Genomic DNA, 25579 nt, shown 5'->3' with positions numbered 1-25579 from the left:
GGAACAAATCCAAATGATGCTTGTGAGTATAACGTAGCAGATATTACAGAAGTAATCACGGCAGCAATAGATTGTGATATGGATGGTTTATTAGATGTTGAAGAGATTACAGGAGTAGATGATCCATCTACACCAGCTGATCCAGCAGGAAACACAACTGATCCTACAGATCCTGATACAGATGGAGATGGAGTAACAGATGGACAAGAAGCATTGGATGGAACAGATCCTAACGACTCATGTGACTATGTAGTAGCAAGTATTACATTGACTATTGATTCAGGAGCAGATTGTGATATGGACGGATTAACAGATGCGGAAGAGCTTACAGGAGTAGATGATCCATCTACACCAGCTGATCCAGCAGGAAACACAACTGACCCTATAGATCCAGATACAGACGGAGACGGAGTAACAGATGGACAAGAAGCTTTAGATGGAACAGATCCTAATGATGCATGTGACTATTTAGTAGCAAGTGTTACATTGACTATTGATTCTGGAGCAGATTGTGATATGGATGGTTTATTAGATGTTGAAGAAGTTACAGGAGTAGATGATCCATCTACACCAGCTGATCCAGCAGGAAACACGACTGATCCTACAGATCCTGATACAGACGGAGATGGAGTAATTGACGGACAAGAAGCTTTAGACTTAACAGATCCTAATGATCCTTGTAATTATTTATTAGGAAGTATTACTTTAACTCAAGATTCAGTATTCCTTGATGCGGATTGTGATGGTGATGGAGTAAGTAATGGTCAAGAAGAAATAGATGGAACAGATGCATTAGATCCTTGTGATTACTTAGCAACAAGTCAAGATATTTCAATAGTATCTGCAGCTTGGGAAGCAATTGATTGTGATGGAGATGGTGTAGTTAACGGAACAGAATTAGAAGATAGTACTGATCCTCAAAACCCATGTGACTTTATTACATCAAGTACTACAGTTCCTCAATCTATGGAATGGTTAGCAGGAGATTGTGATATGGATAATGTACCAAACGGTGAAGAATTTCCTTTAGGAGATACAGATGGAGATGGTATACCTAACTGGATGGATACTGATGATGATAATGATGGTGTAGATACTATTAACGAAGATTATGCTGATACTGATGATTCTGATGGTGATATAGATCCTACGGGAGATGATGATCCAACTAACGATGATACAGACGGAGATGGTATTCCAGATTACTTAGATACGGATGATGATAATGATGGAATTTTAACTCCAGATGAGTATCCAGACCCTAATGAAGATGGTATCGGATTCGGTGATGATGCAGTAGATAGTGATGGTGATGGTTTACCAGATTACTTAGATGTAAACAATGCAGCGCCTTCTGAAGATGATCTTGAAATATTTAATGCGGTTACGCCTAACGGAGATGGTGAAAACGATGTGTTTATTATTAGAAACATTGAACTTTACCCTGAAAATACTGTTAAGATTTATAACAGATGGGGAGTTATTGTATATGAAACGTCAGGATACGCTCAAAATGGAAACTTCTTTAAAGGAGAGTCTAATGGTAGAGTAAATGTTCAAGTTGATGAGCAATTACCAGTAGGAACTTACTTCTATACTATTGAGTATAATAAGTCTGGTGAAACTAAATCAAGAGCTGGATACTTATATATCCAACGATAATAATTAATAAAAAAAAGAGATAGCCTTTCAAACGGCTATCTCTAATTAAAGAATAATTATACCCTATTTATAATGAAAAATAAAATTTTAATTTTAGTAACTCTTATAAGTGCTTTTAGCTTTATAGATGTTTCTGCCCAGCAAGATGCTCAGTTTACTCAGTATATGTATAATACTATGAGTGTAAACCCGGCTTACGCAGGGTCTAGAGATGGTTTAAGTGCGTTATTGTTATACCGTACGCAATGGGTTGGATTAGACGGAGCCCCAGATACTGGTACTTTCAATATCCATTCACCAATTGGAGGAGAAGATGGTAAAGTAGGTTTAGGTTTATCTGTTGTAAATGACAGAATAGGACCAACACAAGAAACTTATGTTGATGTCGACTTTTCATATACTATTAATACATCGGATAAAGGAAGATTATCTTTAGGTTTAAAAGCCGGTGGTCACTTGTTAGATGTTAAGTATTCTGAATTAAATCAATATAATGCTGGGGATCCATTATTACAAACGGATATTGAAAACAAATTTTCGCCAAATGTTGGTGCTGGTATATATTACCGTAGTGCAGATAAGTGGTATTTAGGTTTATCTGTTCCTAATTTATTAGAAACAAAGCATTTTGATGAAGCGTCTTTATCTCAAGCGACAGAAAGAATGAATGCTTATTTAATTGGAGGTTATGTATTTGATATTAATACAGATTTAAAATTAAAGCCAGCATTTTTAATGAAAGCTGTTACAGGAGCACCATTACAAGCAGATTTAACTGTAAACGCATTATATAAAGAGAAATTTACTGTTGGTTTAGCATACCGTTGGTCTGCTGCATTAAGTGGACTTTTAGGATACCAAGTTTCGGATAGTTTAATGCTAGGGTTTGGATATGATAGAGAGGTTACAGATTTAGGGCAAACACAATTTAATTCAGGTTCTTTTGAAGTGTTTTTAAGATTTGAACCAAGAGATCTTACTAAGATTTTATCACCAAGATTCTTTTAATATATATATAGACAATATAGATTATGAAAAATAAATATATACTTTCTACTTTAATCATTCTACTAACATTTACCTTTTCATTTGCACAAGATGATGGTATCTCTTCTAGTACAGATAAAAAGTACGATAAGCTTTCTTACATAGAAACAACTAAGGAATTGTTGAAACTAGTAGAGAAAGGAAATAAAACACCAGAAGTTTACAAAAAGTTAGCTAACTCTTATTATTTCAATACTCAGATGGAGGATGCCTCTAAATGGTACGGAGAGTTATTTAAATTAGATGCAGTTGTAGAATATGAGTATTACTACAGATATGCAATGAGTTTAAAAGCAATTGGAGACTACGAGAATGCTAACGTAAACATGAGAAAGTTTGCTACGTATAAGCCAGAAGATTCTAGAGCAATATTATTTTCTAAATCACCTAATTATTTAGAAGCTATTGAAGCGCTTTCAGGAGATTTCGAATTAGAAAATTTAGATATAAACTCTCGTTTTTCTGATTTTGGTACTTCTTTTTATAAAGATGGAATTGTTTTCGCTTCATCAAGAGGAGAAGGTAAATTATACAAATGGAATGAACAACCATTTTTAGATTTGTATTATTCAGTTAACGAAACTGATGATGTAAAGGTTTTTTCTCCTAAGTTAAATACAAAGTTTCATGAGTCTTCTACGTCATTCACTCAAGATGGAAATACAATTTACTTTACAAGAAATAATTACTTTCAGGGTAAAGTTAAAAAGAGTGATGAAAAAGTTAATGGTTTAAAAATATTTAAAGCTGAATTTATTCATGGTGCATGGACTAATTTAGTTAGTATGCCTTTTAATAACAATCAATATAACGTAGCTCACCCAGCACTAAGTTTAGATGAGACTAAATTATATTTTGCTAGTGATATGCCTGGAACTCACGGTAAGTCTGATATCTATTATGTTGATATTTTAGAAGATGGTACTTATGGAGAGCCTGTTAATTTAGGTGGGGATATTAATACAGAGGGTAGAGAAAATTTTCCGTACATAAGTAATAATGGAACACTTTACTTTTCTTCTGATGGACACCAAGGTTTAGGAGGTTTAGATATTTTTATGACTAAGCTTGATGATGTTAATCATGAAGTAGTAAACTTAGGGAAGCCATTAAATAGTTCTAGAGATGATTTTGAGTTTATTATTGACGAGTTTTCTAACACAGGATACTTAACATCTAATAGATATAACGGAAAAGGTGATGATGATATTTACAAGTTTACTAGAACATTCTGTACGCAATTAATTTCTGGTACAACAGTAAACAAATTGACTAACGTTATTATACCTTACGCAAGTGTCGTAGTTATAAACGAAAAAGGAGTTGAAGTACAAAACTTAACTTCTGATCAAAATGGGGCATTCAGTTATGAAGGACCATGTAACAAACAAAAGTATAATATCATAGCATCTAAAGATGGTTATATTCAAGCGGATCAAACATTCTTAGTTAATCCTAAGAAGAAAGAGGATGTGGTTTTAAAACTTAACTTAACACCCGAAACTACAAAACCTGCAGAAGTTGGTATGGACTTAGTAGAAGTGTTAGATTTAAATCCAATATACTTTGATTTTGACAAGTCTAACATTAGACCAGATGCTGAAGTTGAATTATGGAAAGTAATTAATTACATGAGAAAATATCCTTCAGTAAGAATCGATGTTCAGTCTCATACAGATTCAAGAGCAACAGATGATTACAACTGGGCATTATCTAACAGAAGAAACGTTTCAACTAAACAATACATAATCCAGGAAGGTGGTATTGCTGCTGATAGATTAGAAGGTAGAGGTTATGGAGAAACAATGTTAGTAAACAGATGTAGTAACGGTGTAAAATGTACCGAAGACGAACATGATTGGAATAGAAGAAGTAACTTTATTATTATCAACAGATAGTATTTAAGTTTATTTATCATAGTAAAAAAGCACCTCTTTTAGAGGTGCTTTTTTTATTAAATTCTACTTAAAATAAATTTTTCAATTATCTAAGTATTAACTTTGTGTATTAATTATAATTAATGAAAGAAGAAAACGTAATTTTAGTAAATGAGTTTGATGAGCAAATAGGATTGATGCCTAAAATGGAAGCACATGAAAAAGCGCTGCTTCATAGAGCATTTTCAGTATTTGTATTTAATGATCAAAACGAATTAATGTTACAACAAAGAGCATTAAGTAAATACCACTCTCCAGGATTATGGACTAATACATGTTGCAGTCATCAAAGAGAAGGAGAAAGTAATATACAAGCTGGTACTAGACGCTTAATGGAAGAAATGGGGTTTGCAACCACACTAGAAGAGAAAACATCTTTTATATACAAAGCACCCTTTGATAACGGTTTAACAGAGCACGAATTAGACCATGTCATGGTTGGGTATTATCAAGAAGACCCAAACATTAATAAAGAAGAAGTAGAGGCTTGGAAATGGATGCCATTAGAAGACGTTAAGTCGGATATTATTAATCAACCAGAACTATATACGGCTTGGTTTAAAATAATATTTGATAAGTTTTATGAATTTATAAATATCAATCATGAGAGTAACAGTAAGTAGAAAAGCACATTTTAATTCAGCGCATAGATTGTATCGTAAAGATTGGTCTTTTGAAAAAAATAACGAGATCTTCGGGAAATGTAATAACCCAAACTATCATGGTCATAATTACGAATTGATAGCTAGTGTTACTGGAGCAATAGATCAAGAAACAGGGTTTGTTATAGATGTCAAGATTTTAAAGGATATTATTAAGGCTGAAGTCGAAGATGCTTTTGATCATAAAAATTTAAATTTAGATGTACCGGAGTTTAAAGATTTAAACCCAACAGCAGAAAATATAGCTGTGGTTATCTATAATAAAATAAAGGCAAAACTTAAATCTAACTTAGAGCTAGAGGTCACGTTGTACGAAACACCAAGAAACTTTGTTAGTTATTCTGGTAAATAATCTATCTAATATAAATAAAGGCTTTAAAATGCATATAAATAGTTTTAATTTCGAACTTTATATGTAGCTTTGCAGCTAATTAAATTAAAAAGTTATGGCAAATAAAAGAGACCTAAAAAAAGACATTAATTACGTTTTAGGAGATATTATTGAAGCAGTATACGTTTGGGAATATTCAAACACTGATAAGGACAATTCTAAAAGTGAAGCAATTATAGATGATGCTATTGAGACATTTGACGATCTTATTTCTAAATTAAACACAAAAGTTGAAGAAAATAAGAAGGCTCATTTTAACGCTATTAAGTCTGACCTTGAGGTTAAAGGACGTGCGTTGATTGAAAGAATAAATAAATTAGGATAATTTATTTGAAAAAAAGTTTGTCAATGTAATAGTTAGTATTATATTTGCCAACTCTTTTGCCGATGTAGCTCAGCTGGCTAGAGCAGCTGATTTGTAATCAGCAGGTCGTGGGTTCGAGTCCCTCCATCGGCTCTAAAAAGCTTCTCAATTTGAGAAGCTTTTTTTTTGCCTATAATTGAAGCTTTAACTCAAGGCATAAAAAAAACCATTTAATTTATTAAATGGTTTTTTTTATAAGTGTAAATTGGCAATCTACTGTTCTGATTTTTTAATATCTAGGATGTATTGATTTAATTCTTTACCATATTTTGATGCTTTTACTTTAGGAGACAATACACTATTGATTGTATCTAAGTATTTGACATTAGCATCATATATTTCTGAAAGCGCTAAATAAGGTGCTACTTCACTATCGTTATGCGAAACAGCAAAATTGGCAGTATATAAATATTTTCTTTTTGTAAAGGTTTTTAAAGCAGTTTCTGTCTTTTTAAGTGTAATGGTATCATTATCCTTTGCAGCATCAAACAACGCTTTAGTAAGGTCTAAATTTTTATCGTTAAACTTACTGATCATAGATAAGTATTCCTCTAAAGTTTCATGTTGCTTTGAGCCTTTTATTTTAGCATCATAAGCAAAGTTATCTAATGATGTTTGTATTGTAGTCAACCCTTTGTCTCCAAAAAACGAGATACGATCATCTTCTTTTGTGTTTTTATTTAGGTATAAGTAAAACATTTCTGGCTCTGTAATGTCTGAAACTAGCTTAAAGTCGGAGGTACCATTTATTATTATGGAATCCATAGTAACTAAAACAGTATCTTGAACCTTCTTTAAATAGATTGTACCTTTTTTTAATCCTTTGACAGTTCCGGTTACGGTTAATTTGTCAGTGTCATTCCCACAAGAAAATATAGAAACTAATAGTAATAATGCAATAATTTTTTTCATCTAAAATTTGTTTTTAACGTTGGCAAATATCAATTAAAAAATACAATAATACTAACCGCCCGAGGCTAATTGCATTAAAATTGTACAACCAATTGCGGCTAAAGTACCAACAGCGTATCCAAATACAGCTAACAATACGCCAACAGTGGCTAGTGATGGATGGAAGGCGGAAGCAACAATAGGAGCAGAGGCTGCACCACCAACATTAGCTTGACTACCTACTGCTAAAAAGAAATAAGGCGCTTTTATAAGTTTAGCAATACCTATCAATAGTAAGGCATGGATAGTCATCCATACAAACCCAATAGCTATTAAGCCTACATTGTCAAATATAGAGCTGATGTCAATTTTCATTCCAATAGTAGCAACTAGTATGTAAATAAATACGCTTCCAAATTTACTTGCGCCTGCACCTTCGTAATTTTTAGCTTTTGTAAACGATAGTAAAATAGCAACAATTGTTGCTATACTTATCATCCAGAAAAACGTACTATCTAAAAATGTAAATGTGTTTTTTATCGTTGTAGACTCGATCTCGGATATTATTCTTCCAAAAAAAGGAGCTATGTTATCAGCACTAAAATGAGCAAAACTTACTGTTCCAAAAGCAATTGCAGCTAGTAACATAAGGTCGGTAACTGTTGGGTTGCGTTTTACACTTTCCGTAAACTTGGACATTTTTTCTTTTAAAGCTTCAATAGACGATGTGTCAGCTTTTAACCATTTGTTTATTTTAGCGCGTTTTCCTATTCCTATTAATAGTATGGCCATCCAAACATTAGCCACAACTATATCAACAAAAACCATTTTACCATACTCTGCTTGATTATAACCGTAAATTTCTAGCATTGCGGTTTGGTTAGCGCCTCCACCAATCCAACTTCCGGCTAAAGTTGATAATCCTCTCCATACAGCATCAGGTCCTACGCCTCCAACAGTCTCTGGCGAAATGGCAGATATTAGCAATATTGCTATTGGACCTCCAATAATAATACCTACAGTTCCTGTAAAAAACATAATCAGGGCTTTCCAACCTAAATTAAATACTGCTTTTAGATCAATACTTAGTGTCATAAGTACTAAAGCAGCAGGTAATAGATAACGACTGGCAACAAAATATAAGTTTGTTTTATGCGCTACAACAGTACCGGTATTTGTAGTAGTTTCCCATTCGGGAGCTATTAAACCAATGGTTGTTAGTATTGCGGGTAGCATATAGGCCATAAATAGTCCTGGTACAATTTTATAAAATTTTTCCCAGAAGCCTCCTTTTAAAGATTCTGTGTAAAAAATCAAACCTAATGCAAGCATTAGTACCCCGAAAACAACGGTGTCGTTTGTAAATAATGGTTCACTCATAGTGTTGGTATATTATTAACGCAAAATAATCAAATAAAATGGTTATTTAAAGCTCATAAAATAAAGTTTGGCACAGCATTTGTATTATACAAGTTGTAATCAAATATGATGACTTTCTTACACTAGGTGTGGTTACCTAAACAGAAACGAGTAATGATTACATTGGTTGGTTAGTATGAAAAAGCACTCTTTTTAGAGTGCTTTTTCTATTTAATTATTTTAGTAAATCTTTAACAATCCTAAATGTTAGTTAGTTGTTATTGGCACGACTGTTGTATTATTAGAGTTGTAGTTATATATGTTGACTTTCATTAGGTGTGGTTACCTAGACAGAAACGAGTAATAATTACATTGGTTGGTTAGTATGAAAAAGCATCCTTTTTAGGATGCTTTTTCTATATAATACATTTAGTAAAGCTTTAACAATACGTTGTTTGTTGTAACTAGAAATGGCATGACAATTGCATTACTGTAATAGTAATTATATATGTAGACTTTCACTTAGGTGTGGTTACCTAAACGAAACGAGTTGTAATTATCATATTTTTGGTTGGTTAGTATGAAAAAGCATCCTTTTTAAGGATGCTTTTTCTATTAGTACTAATTGTAAATTAATGATTTATAAACGTAGTAATACAGTTTAGTAACTCTGGAGATAGAGGTCTTTGTGACTCGTTGTAAGATTTTGAATTTTCTAGATCACCACCAGATATAGTAACTAAAACGTGATTCATGTTTGGTATAATCTTCAATTCTGATGTAGGTGCAGCATCATGTAATAGTTTAGCTTCGGCTTCACTTACTTGTAAATCTTTTGTGCCATTTGTAATCAAAATAGGAATCTCCAAAGTACTTAAAATTTCTGTTGGATTGTATTGCATCCAATTCATAATAAAACGTTGCGTTTCAATATTAAAAATAGAAGATAGAGCAACAGGATAATCCGTTGTTGTTTTTCCTGCTTTTAAAAGTTTGAAAATTCTTTTGGTATCCGCCGTAAATTGCGGTGCTGTTTTTTCTACTTGTTCTGTAATTAGTTGATCAATACTTAAAGCAGTTCCTGCTATGGATATAAAACCATCGGCAGCATCTTTAGCAGCTAACATCCCAATTAAACTACCTTGGTCGTGACCAATAATATAGATATGCTTATAATTATTTTTACTCTTAAAGTAGGTCATTACGGCTGATGCATCTGCCACAAAGTCATCAAACATAATATTATTAGCTACGGTCTTATTGCGTATTTGTTTAACAATCCTTTTGTCATATCTAAAGGTTGTAATATTTTGGTTTGCTAAATGTGTAGCAAGTTTTTTTATATTATTTGTTTTCTGAAAATTTTGATTACCATCTTTATCCGTTGGTCCTGATCCACCAATAATTATAGCCAGTGTACTAGCTGGTGTATTTGGCTTTAAAAGTGTCCCGTTAATATGCTGGTTTATAGCAATATCTTGACTAATAGGCGTGGCATCTTGTGCGTTAGCAAAAAATGAAGTTATTGCAAGTAGTATTAAGATGTGTAATTTCATATAAAGCGTTTTGATCTACTAAGACAAATAAAATGCCATACTCAAATTTACATCTAATTATTGGCATAAAAAACCGAATGTTATTATTTTGAAACGTGTTTTTAATCGATTAAAAACACTAGTTAATCGGTAAATGTTAAAATTTAATGCGTTTCATCGATTTATATTGTTTTTAAACGTGAAATACGTGAATAAGTTTTATGTTTGTAGTGTACTAGAAATTACATACTTTTTAGTTCAATGGATTAATTAATTATTATTTGCATTATTAAGTTTATTTTAAACTAATGTAAAATGTCAAATAGCAAAAAGCCAAGGTTGAGGGACCTTGGCTTTTTTGTTTTTAATAGTTATTTAAGCGTATTATAAAATTGAAAATTTAAATCTGTACTAAAGCAATCTATTTTATAACTCTAAAGGTTAAATTGATTCTAGGTTTTATAACTCTTTTTGTTTTGGCAATTTGATGCAGCCAATGGTGTTGTGTTTCACCTTTCATAAGTAATAAGCTACCATGCTCTAGTAATAGTTTGTGTTTTAATTTAGGGTTGTCTTTATGTTTTAAATTAAAATAACGTGGTGCTCCTAAAGTTACAGAAGCTATAATCGGGTTAATCCCCAATTCTTTTTCGTTATCGGCATGCCAACCATTACTGTCTTGACCATCTCGATATAAATTTGCTAAACATGTTGTAAAAACGGTTTCAGCTTGTTGCTCTATAAGTTTTTTTATTTCGCTTAAAGCGGAAGTAAAGCCGTGCGGTTGCATGGTAATATTTGAGTAACGATAGGGTTTGTTATTGCTAGCAAACAAGGCAGTAAGTCTAGGTTGTGGATGTGTTTTTCCAAAAACAGTAATATCATCTTGTTGCCAAGGAATAGTTTTTAAAAAACGATCAAAATAGTTGTCCGCATCTTGTAAATCTAAAAAACCAGGAAAGTAACTAATGTCAGCATCGGGCAAATTAAGTTTTATTTCTTCAGAAAATAACATAGACTAAAATTTTAAGTAGTAAAACGCCCAATACATTAATCCAAATTGTAAAGGAATACGGAGTAATAGCGCCCATTTTGGTATTCCAGCGGAAGCTTTTTTACTAGATAACATATAAAAATGAACCATTAAAAACACTGTAAGCATAGTAATTATACCATAAATAGAAATGGTTTTTAAGCTTGGAATACAAATGGTTATGGCTAGTAACACTTCTACTATTCCACTTAAATAAACTAGTAATTTATGGTTTGGTAAGTAGCTTGGCATAATACGTATATACATTTTGGGTTTAATAAAATGCATAATTCCGGCAAGTAAATACATTACAGACATTATATAAAGATGCCAAGGATAAGTCATAGTTAGTGTTTTATTTTATAAATTTAGCCTATAATTTAGATACCATGAAGTTTACTCTAGCTCTTTTACTAACATTTTTTACAACTATTTGTGTTGCTCAACTCCGCGAAGGTTTTGTATATGCACAAGATATTATTGATGATCTAGCGGTAGAATTAAGATACTGTAACGATGATAATTTTGTAGGACAACAAATAGATGGCTATAATAAAGAAGTTGTTATTATGACAGATTTGGCAGCTAAAGCACTGCGCAAAATTCAGGATACTCTTAAAACACAAGGATTAGGTATAAAAATTTATGATGCTTATAGACCACAACGTGCGGTAAATCATTTTGTAAGATGGGCTAAACAAATTAACGATACATTACAAAAAGAAGCGTATTATCCAAATGTTAAAAAACGAAATTTATTTAGTCAAGGTTATATTGCCTCTAAATCTAGACATAGTAGCGGGAGTACTTTAGATTTGACTATTATTAATTTAGAAACAGGGGAAGAGCTTGATATGGGTACGCCTTATGATTTTTTTGGCCCAGAATCATGGGTTGTAAATAATAAGTTAACCAAAAAGCAACAAGAAAATAGACAGTTGTTACAGCATGTCATGTTGACTAACGGTTTTAGGAATTATCCAAAAGAGTGGTGGCATTTTACCTTAAGAGGAGAACCTTACCGTAACCAGTATTTTGATTTTCCTGTAGAGTAATATCTATACTGGTAATACCGCTTTATGCTGTTACAAATATCTTTTTAAAACCTTTAGGTAATTCATCCTTTATATACAGTGCTTCATTAGTAAAAGGATGTGTAAATTTTAAAGAGTAAGCATGTAAAAACATGCCTTTTCCATTTAAAATTAATGGTGCTGTTCCATAGGTTTTATCTCCCAAAATTGGATTGCCAATACTAGCTAAATGTTTTCTTAGTTGATGTCTACGTCCGGTTTGAGGGTGAAGCTTTACTAAATTTAGTGTCGTAAATCTTTTGGAAGGTACTGTGTTATAAACCTTAAAATCTGAAGCAGCATATTTACCATCTACAGTATCATTAATGTTTCCGCTTTCAGGCATAGCACCGATTGTAATTGCGTAATAGGTTTTTGTAATGGCTCTGTTTTCAAATATTTTATTTAAAGCAGTAATGCTACTACTTGTTTTTCCTATTAATAAGATACCAGTAGTAGCGTAATCTAAGCGATGGACTGGTTGCGGTATTGTGGCATCAGGTTGTGTGCTTTTTTGTAAGTTTTGTGTAAGCGCATTAGCAACAGTTTTAAAAGTGTTTCCGCTAACTAAAATCCCTGCTGGCTTGTGTACAATCGCCAAATAATCGTCTTCAAATAAAACCTTTAATTTAAAGATTAGTTTGGTTTTTGTTCCTTCGTTTTCCGAAGCAAATAATGTAATAGTTTCTCCTCCTTTTATAAAGGTTGCAGAAGTTGCTGTAATTCCATTAACAGTAATTAGCTCCTTTTTTAATGTTTTTTTTAATGCAGACTTAGTTGTAATGGTTTCAAATAGACCAACACCATAGTCTTGCAGTCTTATTGCATTAGATTGTAATGGTGCTATATGTGTTTGTATAGGTTTAATTTTAAAGTCTTTTGATAACTATTAATATGATATTTTTTTGCAAAGTTATTAGTATTACTTGACAACGTCAAATTGACCGTATATCAAAAAAGCCACAACTTAAGTTGTGGCTTTTAATATAAATAATTAGTAAGTATTATGCTTTTTTAGCCTTAACTACTATTTTGATTTCTACATCATCTTTAATCATTTTGTCTCCCAATGCAGCAGCATCTAAAGATTTACCAGAGTTGTACATGATGTTCCATTCCGTTCTATCAATAGTAAATGTTTCACTTGAAATAGTTACATCGTCACCAGTTACAGTTACTGTTGCAGGAAATGTTACATTCTTTTTAATACCTTTCATAGTAAGGTTACCGCTTACGTTATCACCTTCTACTTTAGTAATTTCAAATGCAGCAGTAGCAAATTTTTCAACGTCAAAAAAGTCAGCACCTTTTAAATGACCAACTAATTTACCGTTAGCTTCATCATCTGCAGGTATATCTGTACATGCAATAGTATTAATGTCAAACATAAAAGTACCACCTACTAATTTGTCTCCTTCAAATTCGGCAACACCATTAGATACGTTTATTGTTCCTTCGTGTCCTCCAACAATTTTGTTTGCTTTCCAAACAATCATAGAAGTAGCAGCGTCAGCTTTAAATTTAGCAGCTTCAGTATTTTGTGCAACAGTTTGTGCTTCTCCTGTTTTTGCTTCCTTAACGTCACTTTTACATGCAACAACAGTTAATCCAACTATGGCAACAGCAAAAAGATTTAATACAATTTTTTTCATGATATAAGTTTTTAGTCTTTAGTGATTTATTATGCAAATATATAAATAATCTTCCATGGAAACTAATTAAATATTTGTTAAAATAAATAATGACATTTTGGCATTATTTATAGTAATGGCAGTACTTTTGCCATCCCAATTACAGTATTTTAAATTAAGTACAACAATGAGCAAGAAAACTAAAAGAGAAGCAGACATAGAAGAAGAAGTGAATACAACTTCTAATCAATCAGATACAACTACAACACCAGAAGAAGCGGAAGTGGTAGAGCAATTATCTGTAGAGGATCAATTAACGGTAGATTTACAACAAGAAAAAGATAAGTTTTTACGTCTTTTTGCAGAGTTTGAAAACTATAAAAAACGTACGTCTAGAGAGCGTGTGGAATTGTTTCAAACAGCAAGTAAAGATGTAATGGTGTCAATGTTGCCAATTTTGGATGATTTTGAACGTGCTTTATTACATATTGATGAAGATAAAGAAGCTGAAGAGTTACGTAAAGGTGTTTTATTAATTTATAACAAATTATTAAACGCATTACAACAAAAAGGTTTGGCTACAATTGAAGTTAGAGCAGGAGATACATTTAATGCAGATCATCATGAAGCTATAACGCAAATACCTGCACCTACAGCAGATTTAAAAGGTAAGATTATAGACGTTATTGAAAAAGGATATAAACTAGGCGAGACTGTTATACGTTTTCCTAAAGTAATTATAGGACAATAATATAAGTATGGCTAAAAGAGATTTTTACGAAATATTAGGTATTAACAAATCAGCGACACAAGCTGAGATAAAAAAAGGGTACCGTAAAAAAGCAATCGAATTTCATCCAGATAAAAATCCGGATGATAAAGACGCTGAGTCTAAATTTAAAGAAGCAGCTGAAGCTTATGAAATACTAAGCGACGAGAATAAAAAGGCACGTTACGACCAATATGGACACCAAGCTTTCGAAGGAGGCGGTGGCGGTGGCTACAGCGGTGGTGGTATGAATATGGACGACATCTTTAGTCAGTTTGGAGATATCTTTGGAGGCGGAGGCTTCGGAGGAGGTGGTTTCTCTGGTTTTGGTGGCGGACAACAACGTCGTGTTAAAGGAAGTAACTTACGTGTACGTTTAAAACTAACACTAGAAGAAATTGCTAATGGTGTTGAGAAAAAAATAAAAGTAAAACGTAAAGTTCAAGCACCAGGAACTACATATAAAACGTGTAATACTTGTAATGGTTCTGGTCAAGTTACTAGAGTTACAAATACTATTTTAGGACGTATGCAAACGGCATCTCCTTGTACAACTTGTGGAGGAGCAGGTCAAACTATAGATAAAAAACCTAGTGAGGCAGATGCACAAGGTATGATAGCTAAAGAAGAAACTATTCCTGTAAATATTCCTGCAGGTGTAGTAGATGGTATGCAGCTTAAAGTTTCTGGTAAAGGTAACGAAGCACCAGGTAATGGCGTTTCTGGAGATTTATTAGTAGCTATAGAAGAAGAAGCGCATGAGTCTTTACAACGTGAAGGAGATAATTTACATTATGATCTTTATGTAAGCTTACCAGATGCTATTTTAGGTAACTCTAAAGAGATTGATACAGTTACTGGAAAAGTGCGTATTAAGATTGAAGCAGGTATGCAATCAGGAAAAATATTACGCTTACGCGGAAAAGGTATTCCTAGCATAAACGGTTACGGAAAAGGAGATTTATTAGTACATGTTAATGTTTGGACGCCAAAAACGTTAAACAAAAAACAAAAAGATTTCTTTGAAAGTATGCGTGAGGACGAACATTTTTCACCTAAGCCGGAACGCAGTGATAAGTCGTTTTTCGAGAAAGTAAAAGATATGTTTTCTTAATTTAAACAGTATCTTAGTTATATGATTAGTAAGAAAATCCGCTGTAAAAAGCGGATTTTTTTTGCCTTTTGTTTAACTATTTAAATCATTTAACATCTTAGTTTAATAAAAAATATTATATTTGATATATCGCTAGCCTAGCTAGTGATAATTTTTCTTTTTCATAGCAATTTTTTCCCATCCTTTATTTATTTAAAGGGTGGGTTTTGTTTTTAATAAGACTTTTACTTTTGAAGCGCATAGCGCGAACAAAAGTAAACTAGTCGAATTAATCCCAACGCAGGTTGAGATCCAAGATGGTAATAGGGGGGCTTTTACTTTTGAAGCGCATAGCGCGAACAAAAGTAAACTAGTCGAATTAATCCCAACGCAGGTTGGGATCCAAGATGGTAATAGGGGGGCTTTTACTTTTTGAAGCGCATAGCTCGAACAAAAGTAAACTAGTCGAATTAATCCCAAAGCAGATTGCAATGCAAGATGATAGCAGATTAACCTTTAATTTTCTACTAGATACTTTTTCTAATTTTTGGATGCTAGTTATAGCCAAGGTGATACCTCTGGTGTAGTTGTCTTAAAGATTAAAGTGTTTATAATAAAATTGGTTACACCTAGTTAAAAATAAGTAAATCTATTACGATACTATTTTAACATTTTCTATATTTACAAAGCGCGCTATAAGCAGTCGTACTAATCAATTTTAAAAATCTATGAGCAACCTTTTAGAGGTGCATCAAGTATCTAAGAATTTTGGAAACTTTACTGCACTTAATAATGTGTCTATAACTGTGCCTAAAGGCAGTATTTTTGGTTTACTAGGACCAAATGGAGCAGGAAAAACAACTTTAATTAGAGTTATTAACCAAATAACAATGCCAGATTCTGGACATGTTTTGTTAGATGGAGAAGCTCTTAAAAATCATCATGTTAGAGATATTGGGTACTTACCTGAGGAGCGTGGTTTATATAAGTCTATGAAGGTTGGAGAGCAAGCGTTATACTTGGCGCAACTAAAAGGAATGCAAAAGGCAGAAGCTAAAAAACGACTAAAAATGTGGTTTGAGCGTTTGGAGATTGGAGATTGGTGGAATAAAAAAATACAAGAGTTATCCAAAGGTATGGCTCAAAAAATTCAATTTGTTGTTACCGTTTTACACGAGCCTAAATTATTAATCTTTGACGAGCCTTTTTCTGGATTTGATCCAATAAACGCTAATCTAATTAAAGATGAGATTTTAAGACTACGTGATAATGGAGCAACTGTTATTTTTTCTACACACCGTATGGAGTCTGTAGAAGAGTTGTGTGATCATATAGCATTAATACATAAATCTAATAAAGTATTGGACGGTAATTTAATGGATATTAAACGTCAGTTTAAAACTAATACATTTCAAATAGGTATTAATCCTAATAATAGTGGATTAGAACAAGAGTTAGCTAGTAAGTTTAGTGTTACGCCAGCCGAATTTAAAACACTTGGTGACGATTTAAAACTTAATATTAAGTTGTCAGATAATGAATCTGCTAACGACTTATTAAGCTATTTAAATAATCAAGGACAAATTTCTCATTTCGTAGAAGTTATTCCTAGTGCTAACGATATTTTTATTCAAACTGTAAAGAATAACTAATTATGAATCATCTTCCACTTATTATACAACGCGAATACTTAACCAAGGTTAAGAACAAATCATTTTTAATAATGACTGTACTTAGTCCGTTAATTATGATTGCGTTAATTACTGTTGTGATGTATTTATCACAAATGAATAACAATAAGCAACGAACAATTTCTGTTTTAGACGATTCAGGTTTTTTAACTGAAGCGTTTATAGATACAGAAAACACAAAGTATAATGTGTTAACGGGACTTACACTTGACAATGCTAAAAAGCTAGTCGAAGAACAGGGTAATTATGGATTGTTGCACGTTAATAAGATTCAGAATTTTGACAACGTAGGCAGTGCTGTTCAGTTTTATTCTGAAGAGTCTCCATCACTTTCTGTTATTTCTTCTTTAGAAAATAAAATAGAAAAGGAGCTTACTAATCAAAATATGGCTCAAAAAGGAATTGACTTAGCAACCATAAAAGCTTCTAAAATTAGTATTGATATTGCACAAGAAAACTTTACAGGTGTAAAGTCTTCCAAGATAGATAGTGTTGTTAAACTGGCATTTGGTGGTGCAGCAGGTTATCTGTTATTCATGTTTATTATTATTTACGGTAACATGATTATGCGAAGTGTTATTGAAGAAAAAACAAGCCGAATTATAGAGGTTATAATTTCTTCAGTAAAGCCAATACAATTAATGTTAGGTAAAATTATAGGAACGTCTTTAGCCGGAATTACTCAGTTTGTAATTTGGATTATTTTAGGAGGTGTTTTACTAACGGTTGTATCAGCTATTTTCGGGATAGACTTCGCGCAAGCACAAGCACCGCAGCAAGAGTTAATGCTTCAGGCTATGGATAATCCAGGGACGGGAGAAAAAGTACAAAGTTTATTTACAGCTTTTTATAATTTACCGTTAGCCAATTTGGTTATTGCTTTTCTACTGTTTTTTATTAGTGGGTACTTGTTATATGCCTCTTTATATGCAGCAATTGGTGCAGCAGTAGATAACGAAACAGATACACAACAATTTATGTTGCCTATTTTAATGCCATTAATTTTAGCAGTTTATGTAGGTATGTTTACAGTAATTGAGGATCCACATGGTACGGTAAGTACTATATTTTCGTTTATACCGTTTACATCTCCAGTTGTAATGTTAATGAGGATACCGTTTGGAGTGCCAATTTGGCAACAAATAGTGTCGTTGTTATTACTAATAGGGACATTTATGGGAACTGTATGGTTTGCAGCAAAAATTTATAGAGTTGGTATTTTAATGTACGGAAAAAAACCAACGTATAAAGAGTTGTTAAAGTGGATTAGATATTAATAAATAATAGAATGCAAGAGAGTAAAGTCGCAGACAAAATTGAGGAAGGTGTAGAGAAGATGGGAGATGCTATTGTAGATAGTTCTGCGTGGGAAAAGCTTGTCGAATTTTTAAATATTAAGATCTATACATTTACAGATAATCAAGATCAGATCACAGGTATTTTAAAAGTAAAATATTTACTGCTTGTTATTCTTGTGTTATTGCTTACAACTTATGTCTTGCGCTGGGTAAGAAAGCTAGTAACTCAAAAATTACCAATAGAAGATAAAGCAAAGTTTGTAACTGTATTTTCATTTGCACGTTGGATTATCTACGGTATTGTTTTTTTAGTTGTAATAGACTCTTTAGGAATAGATATAACAGCAGTTTTTGCAGCTTCAGCAGCATTATTAATTGGTGTAGGTTTGGCTTTACAAACATTATTTCAGGACATCATTTCTGGAGTATTTATACTTGTTGATCAATCTGTACATGTTGGTGATATTATTGAAATAGATGGTAAGGTAGGACGTGTTGAAGAGATTAAATTGCGTACCACAAGAGCTGTAACTATTGATAATAAAGTATTGGTAATACCTAATCACTTGTACTTAACTAATAGTTTGTATAACTGGACTCAAAACGGGTCGACTACTAGAGAGTCTGTAGATGTTGGTGTCGCTTATGGAAGTGATGTAAACTTGGTTAAAAAGTTGTTATTGGATGCAGCCAAGTCTAGTAAATTAGTTTTCAAGCAACCTGCACCGACAGTCTTATTTACAGATTTTGGAGATAGTGCATTAAATTTTAGAGTCGCTTTTACTATTGAGGATAGTTTTAATTCTAGAATTCCAAAAAGCGAAATCAGATTCGCAATTGACAAAATGTTTAGAGAGCATAATATTACCATACCATTTCCGCAAAGAGATGTCCATATTATTCAAGATAATAATCAAAATAACTCAATATCAATCAAATAATTAGTCTGTTTATGCAAAAGCATTTTAAATTTTTCTTGTTTGTCTTTGTCCTAATAAGTGCTGTTAATACTGCTAATGCTCAGTTAACAGATTTAGCACGTGTAGAGTATTCTTATATTCCAAAAAATAATTCTGAAGACAGTTTTGATAGGTTTAGGTTTCTATTAAATTACCCTATAAAAATGAGCGAAGATGCTTACCTTTTAATTGGTGGTGAGTATAGTAGAATTACATTAAACTTGGAAGATAGTTACCCATTTCCAACTTCTAATTTAAGACGTTTGCATGTTTTAGATTTTAATTTAGGATACACTTTTAAAATGTCTGAAAATTGGAGATTTGGAGCAAAAATAACACCAAGATTAGCTTCTACTTTACGACATAAGATATCAGGAGACGATATCTTTTTAAATGGAGGGGTTTATGCTATTAACGATAGGACTAAAGATAAAACGGCTAACAAACCTTATAGATTAGTTTTAGGGCTTACCTATAATACTACAACAGGTATACCATTACCACTACCTTTTGTTAGTTATTTTAGACGTGTTAACGAGAAATGGTCTTATAATTTAGGAGTGCCAAAAACTAATGTAAAATATTATATAAACGAAAATAATATCATCCAAACCTTTGTAGGGATTGATGGTTATTTTGCCAACACACAAGAGCGTTTTTCAATTGATGGCAAGGATGCGGATAGCGTCTCATTATCATTAATATTAGCAGGTATTGGGTATGAGTATTGTTTTACGGACCATTTAGTATGGTACGCTTATACAGGTTACACATTAAGTATGAGTAATAGGTTAAGAGACGAGAACAGAGAAGATGTATTTAAGCTTGACAACGTCAATACATTTTATTTAAGAACAGGATTTAAATTTAAAATATAATGCCAAAAATTTTAGTAATAGAGGACGAAGCAGCAATTAGGAGAGTATTAGTTAAAATCCTTTCGGAGGAAAACGATACCTATCAAGTAGAAGAAGCTGAGGATGGATTAGTTGGTATCAATAAAATTAAAAAAGAAGATTACGATTTAATTCTGTGTGACATTAAAATGCCAAAAATGGATGGTGTTGAGGTGTTAGAAGCAGCAAAAAAGATTAAACCAGAAATACCAATGGTTATGATCTCTGGTCACGGAGATCTAGATACAGCTGTAAATACAATGCGTTTAGGGGCTTTTGATTATATCTCAAAGCCGCCAGATTTAAACCGTTTATTAAACACCGTACGTAACGCGCTAGACAGAAAAGAACTAGTTATAGAAAACAAAATTTTAAAAAGAAAAGTTAGCAAAAAGTACGAAATGATTGGTAATAGCGACGCTATTTCTCAAATCAAAGATATTATAGATAAAGTGGCACCAACGGATGCAAGAGTTTTAATAACTGGACCAAACGGAACAGGTAAAGAGCTTGTAGCACACTGGTTACACGAAAAAAGTACACGTGCAAAAGCACCAATGATAGAGGTTAACTGTGCAGCAATACCGTCAGAGTTAATAGAAAGTGAGCTTTTTGGTCACGTAAAAGGGGCGTTTACAAGTGCAGCAAAAGACAGAGCTGGTAAATTTGAAGCGGCTAATGGCGGAACCATTTTTCTTGACGAAATTGGTGATATGAGTCTATCTGCTCAAGCAAAAGTATTACGTGCTTTACAAGAAAGTCGCATCCAACGTGTTGGTAGCGATAAGGATATAAAAGTAAACGTACGTGTCGTTGCAGCAACCAATAAAAATTTAAAAAAGGAAATCGCAGATGGTAATTTCCGTGAGGATTTATACCACAGATTAGCGGTAATACTAGTTAAAGTGCCTGCTTTAAACGAGAGAAGAGAGGATATCCCGTTATTAATTAATCATTTTTCCGCAAAAATTGCAGAAGAGCAAGGTACTGCACATAAATCATTTTCGGCTAAAGCCATAAAATTATTACAAGATTACGACTGGACAGGTAACATTAGAGAGTTGCGTAATGTTGTAGAAAGATTAATAATATTAGGAGCAGCAGAGGTGAGTGAGCAAGACGTAAAATTATTTGCAAGTAAATAAAACAGCATGAAAGACATCCAAATTAAAGATCATAAAATCACTTCAAAAATTAAGCTTAGTGACCTGCCAAGTAAATTGGACTTAGAAGCAGACAAAGACACTACAGAGGACGCTTTACGCAAAGTAAGACGCCAACTAGGTAAACTGCAAGACACCATGTATGCGCACGGTAAATATTCGGTTTTAGTATGCTTACAAGGTATGGACACGTCAGGAAAAGACAGTTTAATACGCGAAGTTTTTAAAGATTTTAATGCCAGAGGTGTTGAGGTAATGAGTTTTAAAGTTCCTACAGAATTAGAGCTTAAACACGACTACCTTTGGAGGCACTATATAAAGCTTCCGGCACGTGGTAAATTTGGCGTTCATAACCGTACACATTATGAAAACGTACTAGTAACACGCGTCCATCCTGAGTATATTTTAGGAGAAAAATTACCGTTTGTAAAAAGTATTGATGATGTAAACGAGGCCTTTTGGGACAAACGTTTTGAGCAAATCAATAATTTTGAAAAGCATTTGACAGACAACGGAACACTGGTTTTTAAATTCTTCATGAATCTGTCAAAAGACGAGCAACGTAACAGATTACTGCGTCGTTTAGACAAGCAAGAAAAAAATTGGAAGTTCTCAGCAGGCGATCTAAAAGAACGTAAACTTTGGGACAAATACATGGATTGTTATCAGGATGCCATTAACAGAACAAGTACAGACTATGCGCCTTGGTATAACATTCCTGCAGATGATAAGCCTACAGCACGATTGGCTGTAGCGCAAATTTTATACGATACATTAAAGCAATACACAGATATAAAAGAGCCAGATTTGGACGATAAAACCAAAGCTAATTTACATTTGTACAGAGAGCAATTAAATAACGAATAGTATAATCAGGGCGTTACCACAAGGGTCGCGCTTTCCATTATATCTTTTTTTGCCATTTGTGGCAGCAAAAAAAGGATGCCATTTCAATCGCTAACGCAAACCGCTTGATCTTAAAAAACAACTAAAGCGGTTAATCAAAATAAAACAGGAGGCCTGATAGGATTAAATTTCTATCAGGTCTTTTCATATATAAATACTATCTTTAAAGTAAAATTCCCAACCATGAAAAAACTAGCAATTCTTTTTGCATTATTACTATCCATTACCGTCTCAGGACAATCGGATCAAGACGCATTAAAAACTATTTACAGCCAATCATTAACTAATGGTAAAGCTTACCAATGGTTAGATCATTTGTCTAATAAAATAGGAGGACGCTTGTCAGGATCTGCAAGTGCAGAAAAGGCAGTGCAATACACAAAATCTGAATTGGAGAAATTAGGATTAGACAAAGTATGGTTGCAAGAAGTAATGGTTCCAAAATGGGAGCGTGGCGCAAAAGAAGTCGCGCACTTTACAACCAATAATACAACCTTAGATGTTAATATTTGTGCATTAGGAGGTTCTGTAGCAACGTCTACTTCAGGATTGGAAGCACAAGTAATAGAAGTTAAAAGCTTTGAAGAGCTAGCGGAACTTGGAGAAAAAGTAAAAGGAAAAATAGTGTTTTTTAATGGTGCTATGAATCCTGAATTAATACACACGTTTGAAGCTTACGGTGGGTGTTCTAAACAACGTTATGCAGGTGCTTATGAGGCTGGTAAACTAGGAGCAGTTGGTGTAATTGTCCGTTCGTTAAATTTACGTCAAGACGATTTGCCACATACAGGAAGCATGGGGTATATGGATTTGCCAAATGAGCAACGTGTGCCATCTGCAGCAATAAGTACAAATGATGCTAATAAATTGTCAGAAGCTTTATTAAAAGACAATAATTTAAAATTCTATTTTAAACAAAGTTGTCAAGTATTTGAAGATGTTTTATCCTACAATGTTATCGGAGAAATTACAGGAAGCGAATTTCCAGACGAGTTTATGGTTGTTGGAGGACATTTAGACTCGTGGGATTTAGGAGACGGATCTCATGACGATGGTGCAGGAGTAGTACAATCTATGGATGTTATCAGGTTATTAAAAGAAAGCGGTATCAAACCAAAACGTACTATCAGAGTCGTGTTATTCATGAATGAAGAAAACGGATTACGTGGTGGAAAAAAATATGCAGAAGAAGCACTACGTAAAAACGAAAATCATGTCTTTGCTTTAGAGAGTGATTCTGGAGGGTTTTCTCCTCGTGGGTTTAGTTTTGATTGCAGTGAAGCAGCATTAAATAAAGTGTTAGGTTGGGAGTCTTTATTCAAACCTTATTTAATTCATTATTTTGAAAAAGGGTATAGCGGAGCAGACATTGGTCCATTAAAAAATGAAACAATTGTCATGGCTGGTTTACGTCCAGATTCTCAGCGTTATTTTGATCATCATCACGCAGCAAACGATACATTTGACGCAGTAAATAAACGTGAGTTGGAACTTGGTGCAGCAACAATGACAAGTTTAGTGTATTTGTTTGATAAATACGGGACAAGTAATATCCCTCAGGTTAAGGAATTTAAAGATTAGGAATTGGATTTTTTAACTTTTTTATTAGAGGGTTTTTTAGAGATCTATCTGTTTTTTGCCGATTATAAATTCTGGAAAAAGAAAAAAGCACAACGTAAATACGAAAAGGAACATGGGCTACCCAAACAGCTTATGATTTATCCGTCAGACAAAATTATGTTAAGAATGTTGTTGTTGCTTGTAGTGTTGATTATTCCAGTTTGGTTTCTGTTTTCCATAAATAAAAACCAAAATGCAATGACTAAGCAGATGACGCAGATTCATGAATTGCTAAAGGCCGAAAAAAAACAATTCAATACATACCCAAAACAGTTAAGCACAATTATTAGAAACAACCCTCTACATAGAGACTTAACTTTAGATGTATGGGATAATGCCTTTTATTATGTTGTCACAGAAGATGGTTTAACTTATTCCTTAGTTTCAAAAGGACCTGATGGTATTCTAAATACAGAGGACGATGTGGAATAACCATAAGTTGCTGTTTTTATTTTGTGTGCTTTTTTTTCAATGTAAAAAAGAAAGAGAAGTAATGGTCGGTATTAAAAAGCAAAATATAACAGCAGATGCGCTAAAACTTAAAACAGTGGAGGTAGACACTTTTAAAGTGACTAATGGTTACGATTTTCCTGTAGGTAAACCAGATGCAAAACAGTATTACAATGCGCAAGGTTTTCAAGAGAATTATCATTTAGGAGATGATTGGAATGGTGTTGGAGGCGGTAATACGGATTTAGGAGATCCGATATATGCTATAGCAAATGGGTATGTGTCTTTTGCAGAAGATATAAAAGGTGGTTGGGGTAATGTGATTAGAATTGTACATTATAATCCTGATCAGTCTAAAATTGAATCGGTATATGCACATTGTCAATCCATATCAGTAGTAAAAGGCCAATACATTACAAAAGGAACTGTTATTGGGGCAATCGGGACAGCGGATGGTACTTATTTAGCACATTTGCATTTAGAGGTAAGAGATGCTCTAAACATGCCAATTGGTCTAGGATATTCTTCTGATACAGAAGGGTATTTAGATCCAACAAATTATATTAATAATAATAGATAAAAATGAAAACAAAATTATTTTTTATAACCTTAATTATAACAACTACAATGCTTTCGCAAACCAAAGAGTTACCCTATTATGAATTGCCAGAAGCATCAAAAACGTTTACTGCTGGTACAGTTGCAGCAAGACAAGTAGATGCTTTAGGATTTCGATTTTATCATGCTACTGATGGATTAACGGAAGCAGATTTAGTTTACAAGCCATCTGATTCTGTTAGGACAACGGGAGAAACGGTAAAGCATATTTATGAGCTATCAATAATCGTTTTAAATTCGACGTTAAAACAAGAAAACGTTAAGGACAACACTGTGTTGGATTTTGAAGCACAACGTAGCGCAGCGTTGAATAATTTAAAACAAGCAGCTGATATATTAAGAGTAAGTGAAGATATTTCAGAATTTGAAATCATATTTGGATCAAGTAGAATTCCATTTTGGAATAATATTAATGGTCCAATAGCAGATTCTATATGGCATTGTGGACAAATAGCATCATTTAGACGGATCACAGGAAATCCAATCAGTCCAAAAGTGAATCATTTTTCGGGTAAAGTAAAACAAGATTAA

The 25579-nt window shown here is 33.1% G+C and carries 27 protein-coding genes and 1 tRNA gene; 21 read left to right on the top strand and 7 right to left on the bottom strand.

The genetic code is table 11. The features are described from left to right. The 7 genes from CXF54_RS07735 to CXF54_RS07705 all read left to right on the top strand — a co-directional run. A partial coding sequence (locus CXF54_RS07735) for a gliding motility-associated C-terminal domain-containing protein (protein WP_101203103.1) occupies positions 1–1662 on the top strand: 1662 nt, incomplete at its 5' end. Positions 1663–1734: 72 nt separating this feature from the next. Then, the gene (locus CXF54_RS07730; protein ID WP_090838972.1) at positions 1735–2670 is read left to right on the top strand and encodes a type IX secretion system membrane protein PorP/SprF; all 936 of its coding nucleotides are present in this window, start codon (positions 1735–1737) and stop codon (positions 2668–2670) included. A 23-nt stretch (positions 2671–2693) separates the two neighbouring features. Further along, positions 2694–4607, top strand: coding sequence for an OmpA family protein (locus CXF54_RS07725; protein WP_101203102.1), 1914 nt, complete (start codon positions 2694–2696; stop codon positions 4605–4607). Positions 4608–4729: 122 nt separating this feature from the next. Continuing rightward, complete coding sequence (gene idi, locus CXF54_RS07720; protein WP_101203101.1) at positions 4730–5269, top strand: isopentenyl-diphosphate Delta-isomerase; 540 nt, start codon at positions 4730–4732, stop codon at positions 5267–5269. Then, on the top strand, positions 5250–5660 hold the full coding sequence (locus CXF54_RS07715) for a 6-pyruvoyl trahydropterin synthase family protein (protein ID WP_090838978.1): 411 nt from the start codon (positions 5250–5252) through the stop codon (positions 5658–5660). Before idi ends, CXF54_RS07715 begins: the two co-directional genes overlap by 20 nt. A gap of 94 nt (positions 5661–5754) precedes the next feature. After that, positions 5755–6024 (top strand): hypothetical protein, encoded by a 270-nt coding sequence (locus CXF54_RS07710; protein ID WP_090838980.1) that lies wholly within the window; start codon positions 5755–5757, stop codon positions 6022–6024. Between the two features lie 58 nt (positions 6025–6082). Beyond that, positions 6083–6156, top strand: a tRNA-Thr gene (locus CXF54_RS07705). Positions 6157–6276: 120 nt separating this feature from the next. Here CXF54_RS07705 and CXF54_RS07700 read toward each other — a convergent pair. The 5 genes from CXF54_RS07700 to CXF54_RS07680 form a co-directional block, all read right to left on the bottom strand. Beyond that, positions 6277–6975 carry a DUF4369 domain-containing protein gene (locus CXF54_RS07700; RefSeq protein ID WP_101203100.1) on the bottom strand — a complete coding sequence of 233 codons (699 nt, stop codon included), beginning with the start codon at positions 6973–6975 and terminating at the stop codon, positions 6277–6279. Positions 6976–7026: 51 nt separating this feature from the next. Beyond that, complete coding sequence (locus tag CXF54_RS07695) at positions 7027–8334, bottom strand: DUF819 domain-containing protein (protein WP_090838984.1); 1308 nt, start codon at positions 8332–8334, stop codon at positions 7027–7029. A gap of 611 nt (positions 8335–8945) precedes the next feature. Next, entirely contained in the window at positions 8946–9869 is a 924-nt protein-coding gene (locus CXF54_RS07690) for an alpha/beta hydrolase (protein WP_101203099.1), read from the bottom strand. Between the two features lie 400 nt (positions 9870–10269). After that, positions 10270–10863 (bottom strand): alpha-ketoglutarate-dependent dioxygenase AlkB family protein, encoded by a 594-nt coding sequence (locus tag CXF54_RS07685; protein WP_101203098.1) that lies wholly within the window; start codon positions 10861–10863, stop codon positions 10270–10272. A 3-nt stretch (positions 10864–10866) separates the two neighbouring features. Continuing rightward, positions 10867–11226: a MauE/DoxX family redox-associated membrane protein gene (locus CXF54_RS07680; RefSeq protein ID WP_101203097.1), complete on the bottom strand. Its 360-nt coding sequence runs from the start codon at positions 11224–11226 to the stop codon at positions 10867–10869. A gap of 44 nt (positions 11227–11270) precedes the next feature. On the opposite strand from CXF54_RS07680, the gene CXF54_RS07675 reads away from it, so the two are divergent. After that, positions 11271–11936, top strand: coding sequence for a M15 family metallopeptidase (locus CXF54_RS07675; protein WP_101203096.1), 666 nt, complete (start codon positions 11271–11273; stop codon positions 11934–11936). Between the two features lie 22 nt (positions 11937–11958). On the opposite strand, the gene CXF54_RS07670 is transcribed toward CXF54_RS07675, so the two are convergent. After that, a complete protein-coding gene (locus tag CXF54_RS07670) occupies positions 11959–12555 on the bottom strand; it encodes an RluA family pseudouridine synthase (RefSeq protein ID WP_317044432.1) in 597 nt (198 codons plus the stop codon). A gap of 403 nt (positions 12556–12958) precedes the next feature. Then, entirely contained in the window at positions 12959–13606 is a 648-nt protein-coding gene (locus CXF54_RS07665) for a YceI family protein (RefSeq protein WP_090838996.1), read from the bottom strand. A 166-nt stretch (positions 13607–13772) separates the two neighbouring features. Here CXF54_RS07665 and CXF54_RS07660 point away from each other — a divergent pair, with 166 nt between their 5' ends. The 13 genes from CXF54_RS07660 (at position 13773) to CXF54_RS07600 (ending at position 25579) form a co-directional block, all read left to right on the top strand. Then, positions 13773–14336, top strand: a complete 564-nt coding sequence (locus tag CXF54_RS07660) for a nucleotide exchange factor GrpE (protein WP_090838998.1) — start codon at positions 13773–13775, stop codon at positions 14334–14336. 7 nt (positions 14337–14343) lie between these two features. Continuing rightward, positions 14344–15468, top strand: a complete 1125-nt coding sequence (dnaJ, locus tag CXF54_RS07655; RefSeq protein ID WP_101203094.1) for a molecular chaperone DnaJ — start codon at positions 14344–14346, stop codon at positions 15466–15468. A 199-nt stretch (positions 15469–15667) separates the two neighbouring features. After that, entirely contained in the window at positions 15668–15883 is a 216-nt protein-coding gene (locus CXF54_RS15790; protein ID WP_101203093.1) for a hypothetical protein, read from the top strand. A gap of 292 nt (positions 15884–16175) precedes the next feature. After that, complete coding sequence (locus tag CXF54_RS07645) at positions 16176–17099, top strand: ABC transporter ATP-binding protein (RefSeq protein ID WP_090839005.1); 924 nt, start codon at positions 16176–16178, stop codon at positions 17097–17099. Positions 17100–17101: 2 nt separating this feature from the next. Beyond that, complete coding sequence (locus CXF54_RS07640) at positions 17102–18415, top strand: ABC transporter permease (protein WP_101203092.1); 1314 nt, start codon at positions 17102–17104, stop codon at positions 18413–18415. 11 nt (positions 18416–18426) lie between these two features. Beyond that, positions 18427–19377 carry a mechanosensitive ion channel family protein gene (locus tag CXF54_RS07635; protein WP_101203091.1) on the top strand — a complete coding sequence of 317 codons (951 nt, stop codon included), beginning with the start codon at positions 18427–18429 and terminating at the stop codon, positions 19375–19377. Positions 19378–19388: 11 nt separating this feature from the next. Further along, on the top strand, positions 19389–20273 hold the full coding sequence (locus CXF54_RS07630; protein ID WP_101203090.1) for a DUF6268 family outer membrane beta-barrel protein: 885 nt from the start codon (positions 19389–19391) through the stop codon (positions 20271–20273). Beyond that, complete coding sequence (locus tag CXF54_RS07625) at positions 20273–21436, top strand: sigma-54-dependent transcriptional regulator (protein WP_090839013.1); 1164 nt, start codon at positions 20273–20275, stop codon at positions 21434–21436. Before CXF54_RS07630 ends, CXF54_RS07625 begins: the two co-directional genes overlap by 1 nt. A gap of 6 nt (positions 21437–21442) precedes the next feature. Continuing rightward, positions 21443–22321, top strand: coding sequence for a PPK2 family polyphosphate kinase (locus CXF54_RS07620; protein WP_090839015.1), 879 nt, complete (start codon positions 21443–21445; stop codon positions 22319–22321). Positions 22322–22543: 222 nt separating this feature from the next. After that, on the top strand, positions 22544–23941 hold the full coding sequence (locus tag CXF54_RS07615; protein ID WP_101203089.1) for a M20/M25/M40 family metallo-hydrolase: 1398 nt from the start codon (positions 22544–22546) through the stop codon (positions 23939–23941). Positions 23942–23944: 3 nt separating this feature from the next. Next, positions 23945–24412: a hypothetical protein gene (locus CXF54_RS07610; protein WP_101203088.1), complete on the top strand. Its 468-nt coding sequence runs from the start codon at positions 23945–23947 to the stop codon at positions 24410–24412. Positions 24413–24473: 61 nt separating this feature from the next. Then, complete coding sequence (locus CXF54_RS07605; RefSeq protein WP_232782591.1) at positions 24474–25010, top strand: M23 family metallopeptidase; 537 nt, start codon at positions 24474–24476, stop codon at positions 25008–25010. A gap of 2 nt (positions 25011–25012) precedes the next feature. Next, the gene (locus CXF54_RS07600) at positions 25013–25579 is read left to right on the top strand and encodes a hypothetical protein (protein ID WP_101203086.1); all 567 of its coding nucleotides are present in this window, start codon (positions 25013–25015) and stop codon (positions 25577–25579) included.

Source organism: Olleya sp. 1-3, from assembly GCF_002836085.1.
Lineage (GTDB): Bacteria > Bacteroidota > Bacteroidia > Flavobacteriales > Flavobacteriaceae > Olleya > Olleya namhaensis.
This window is presented reverse-complemented; position numbering and strand designations above follow the sequence as displayed.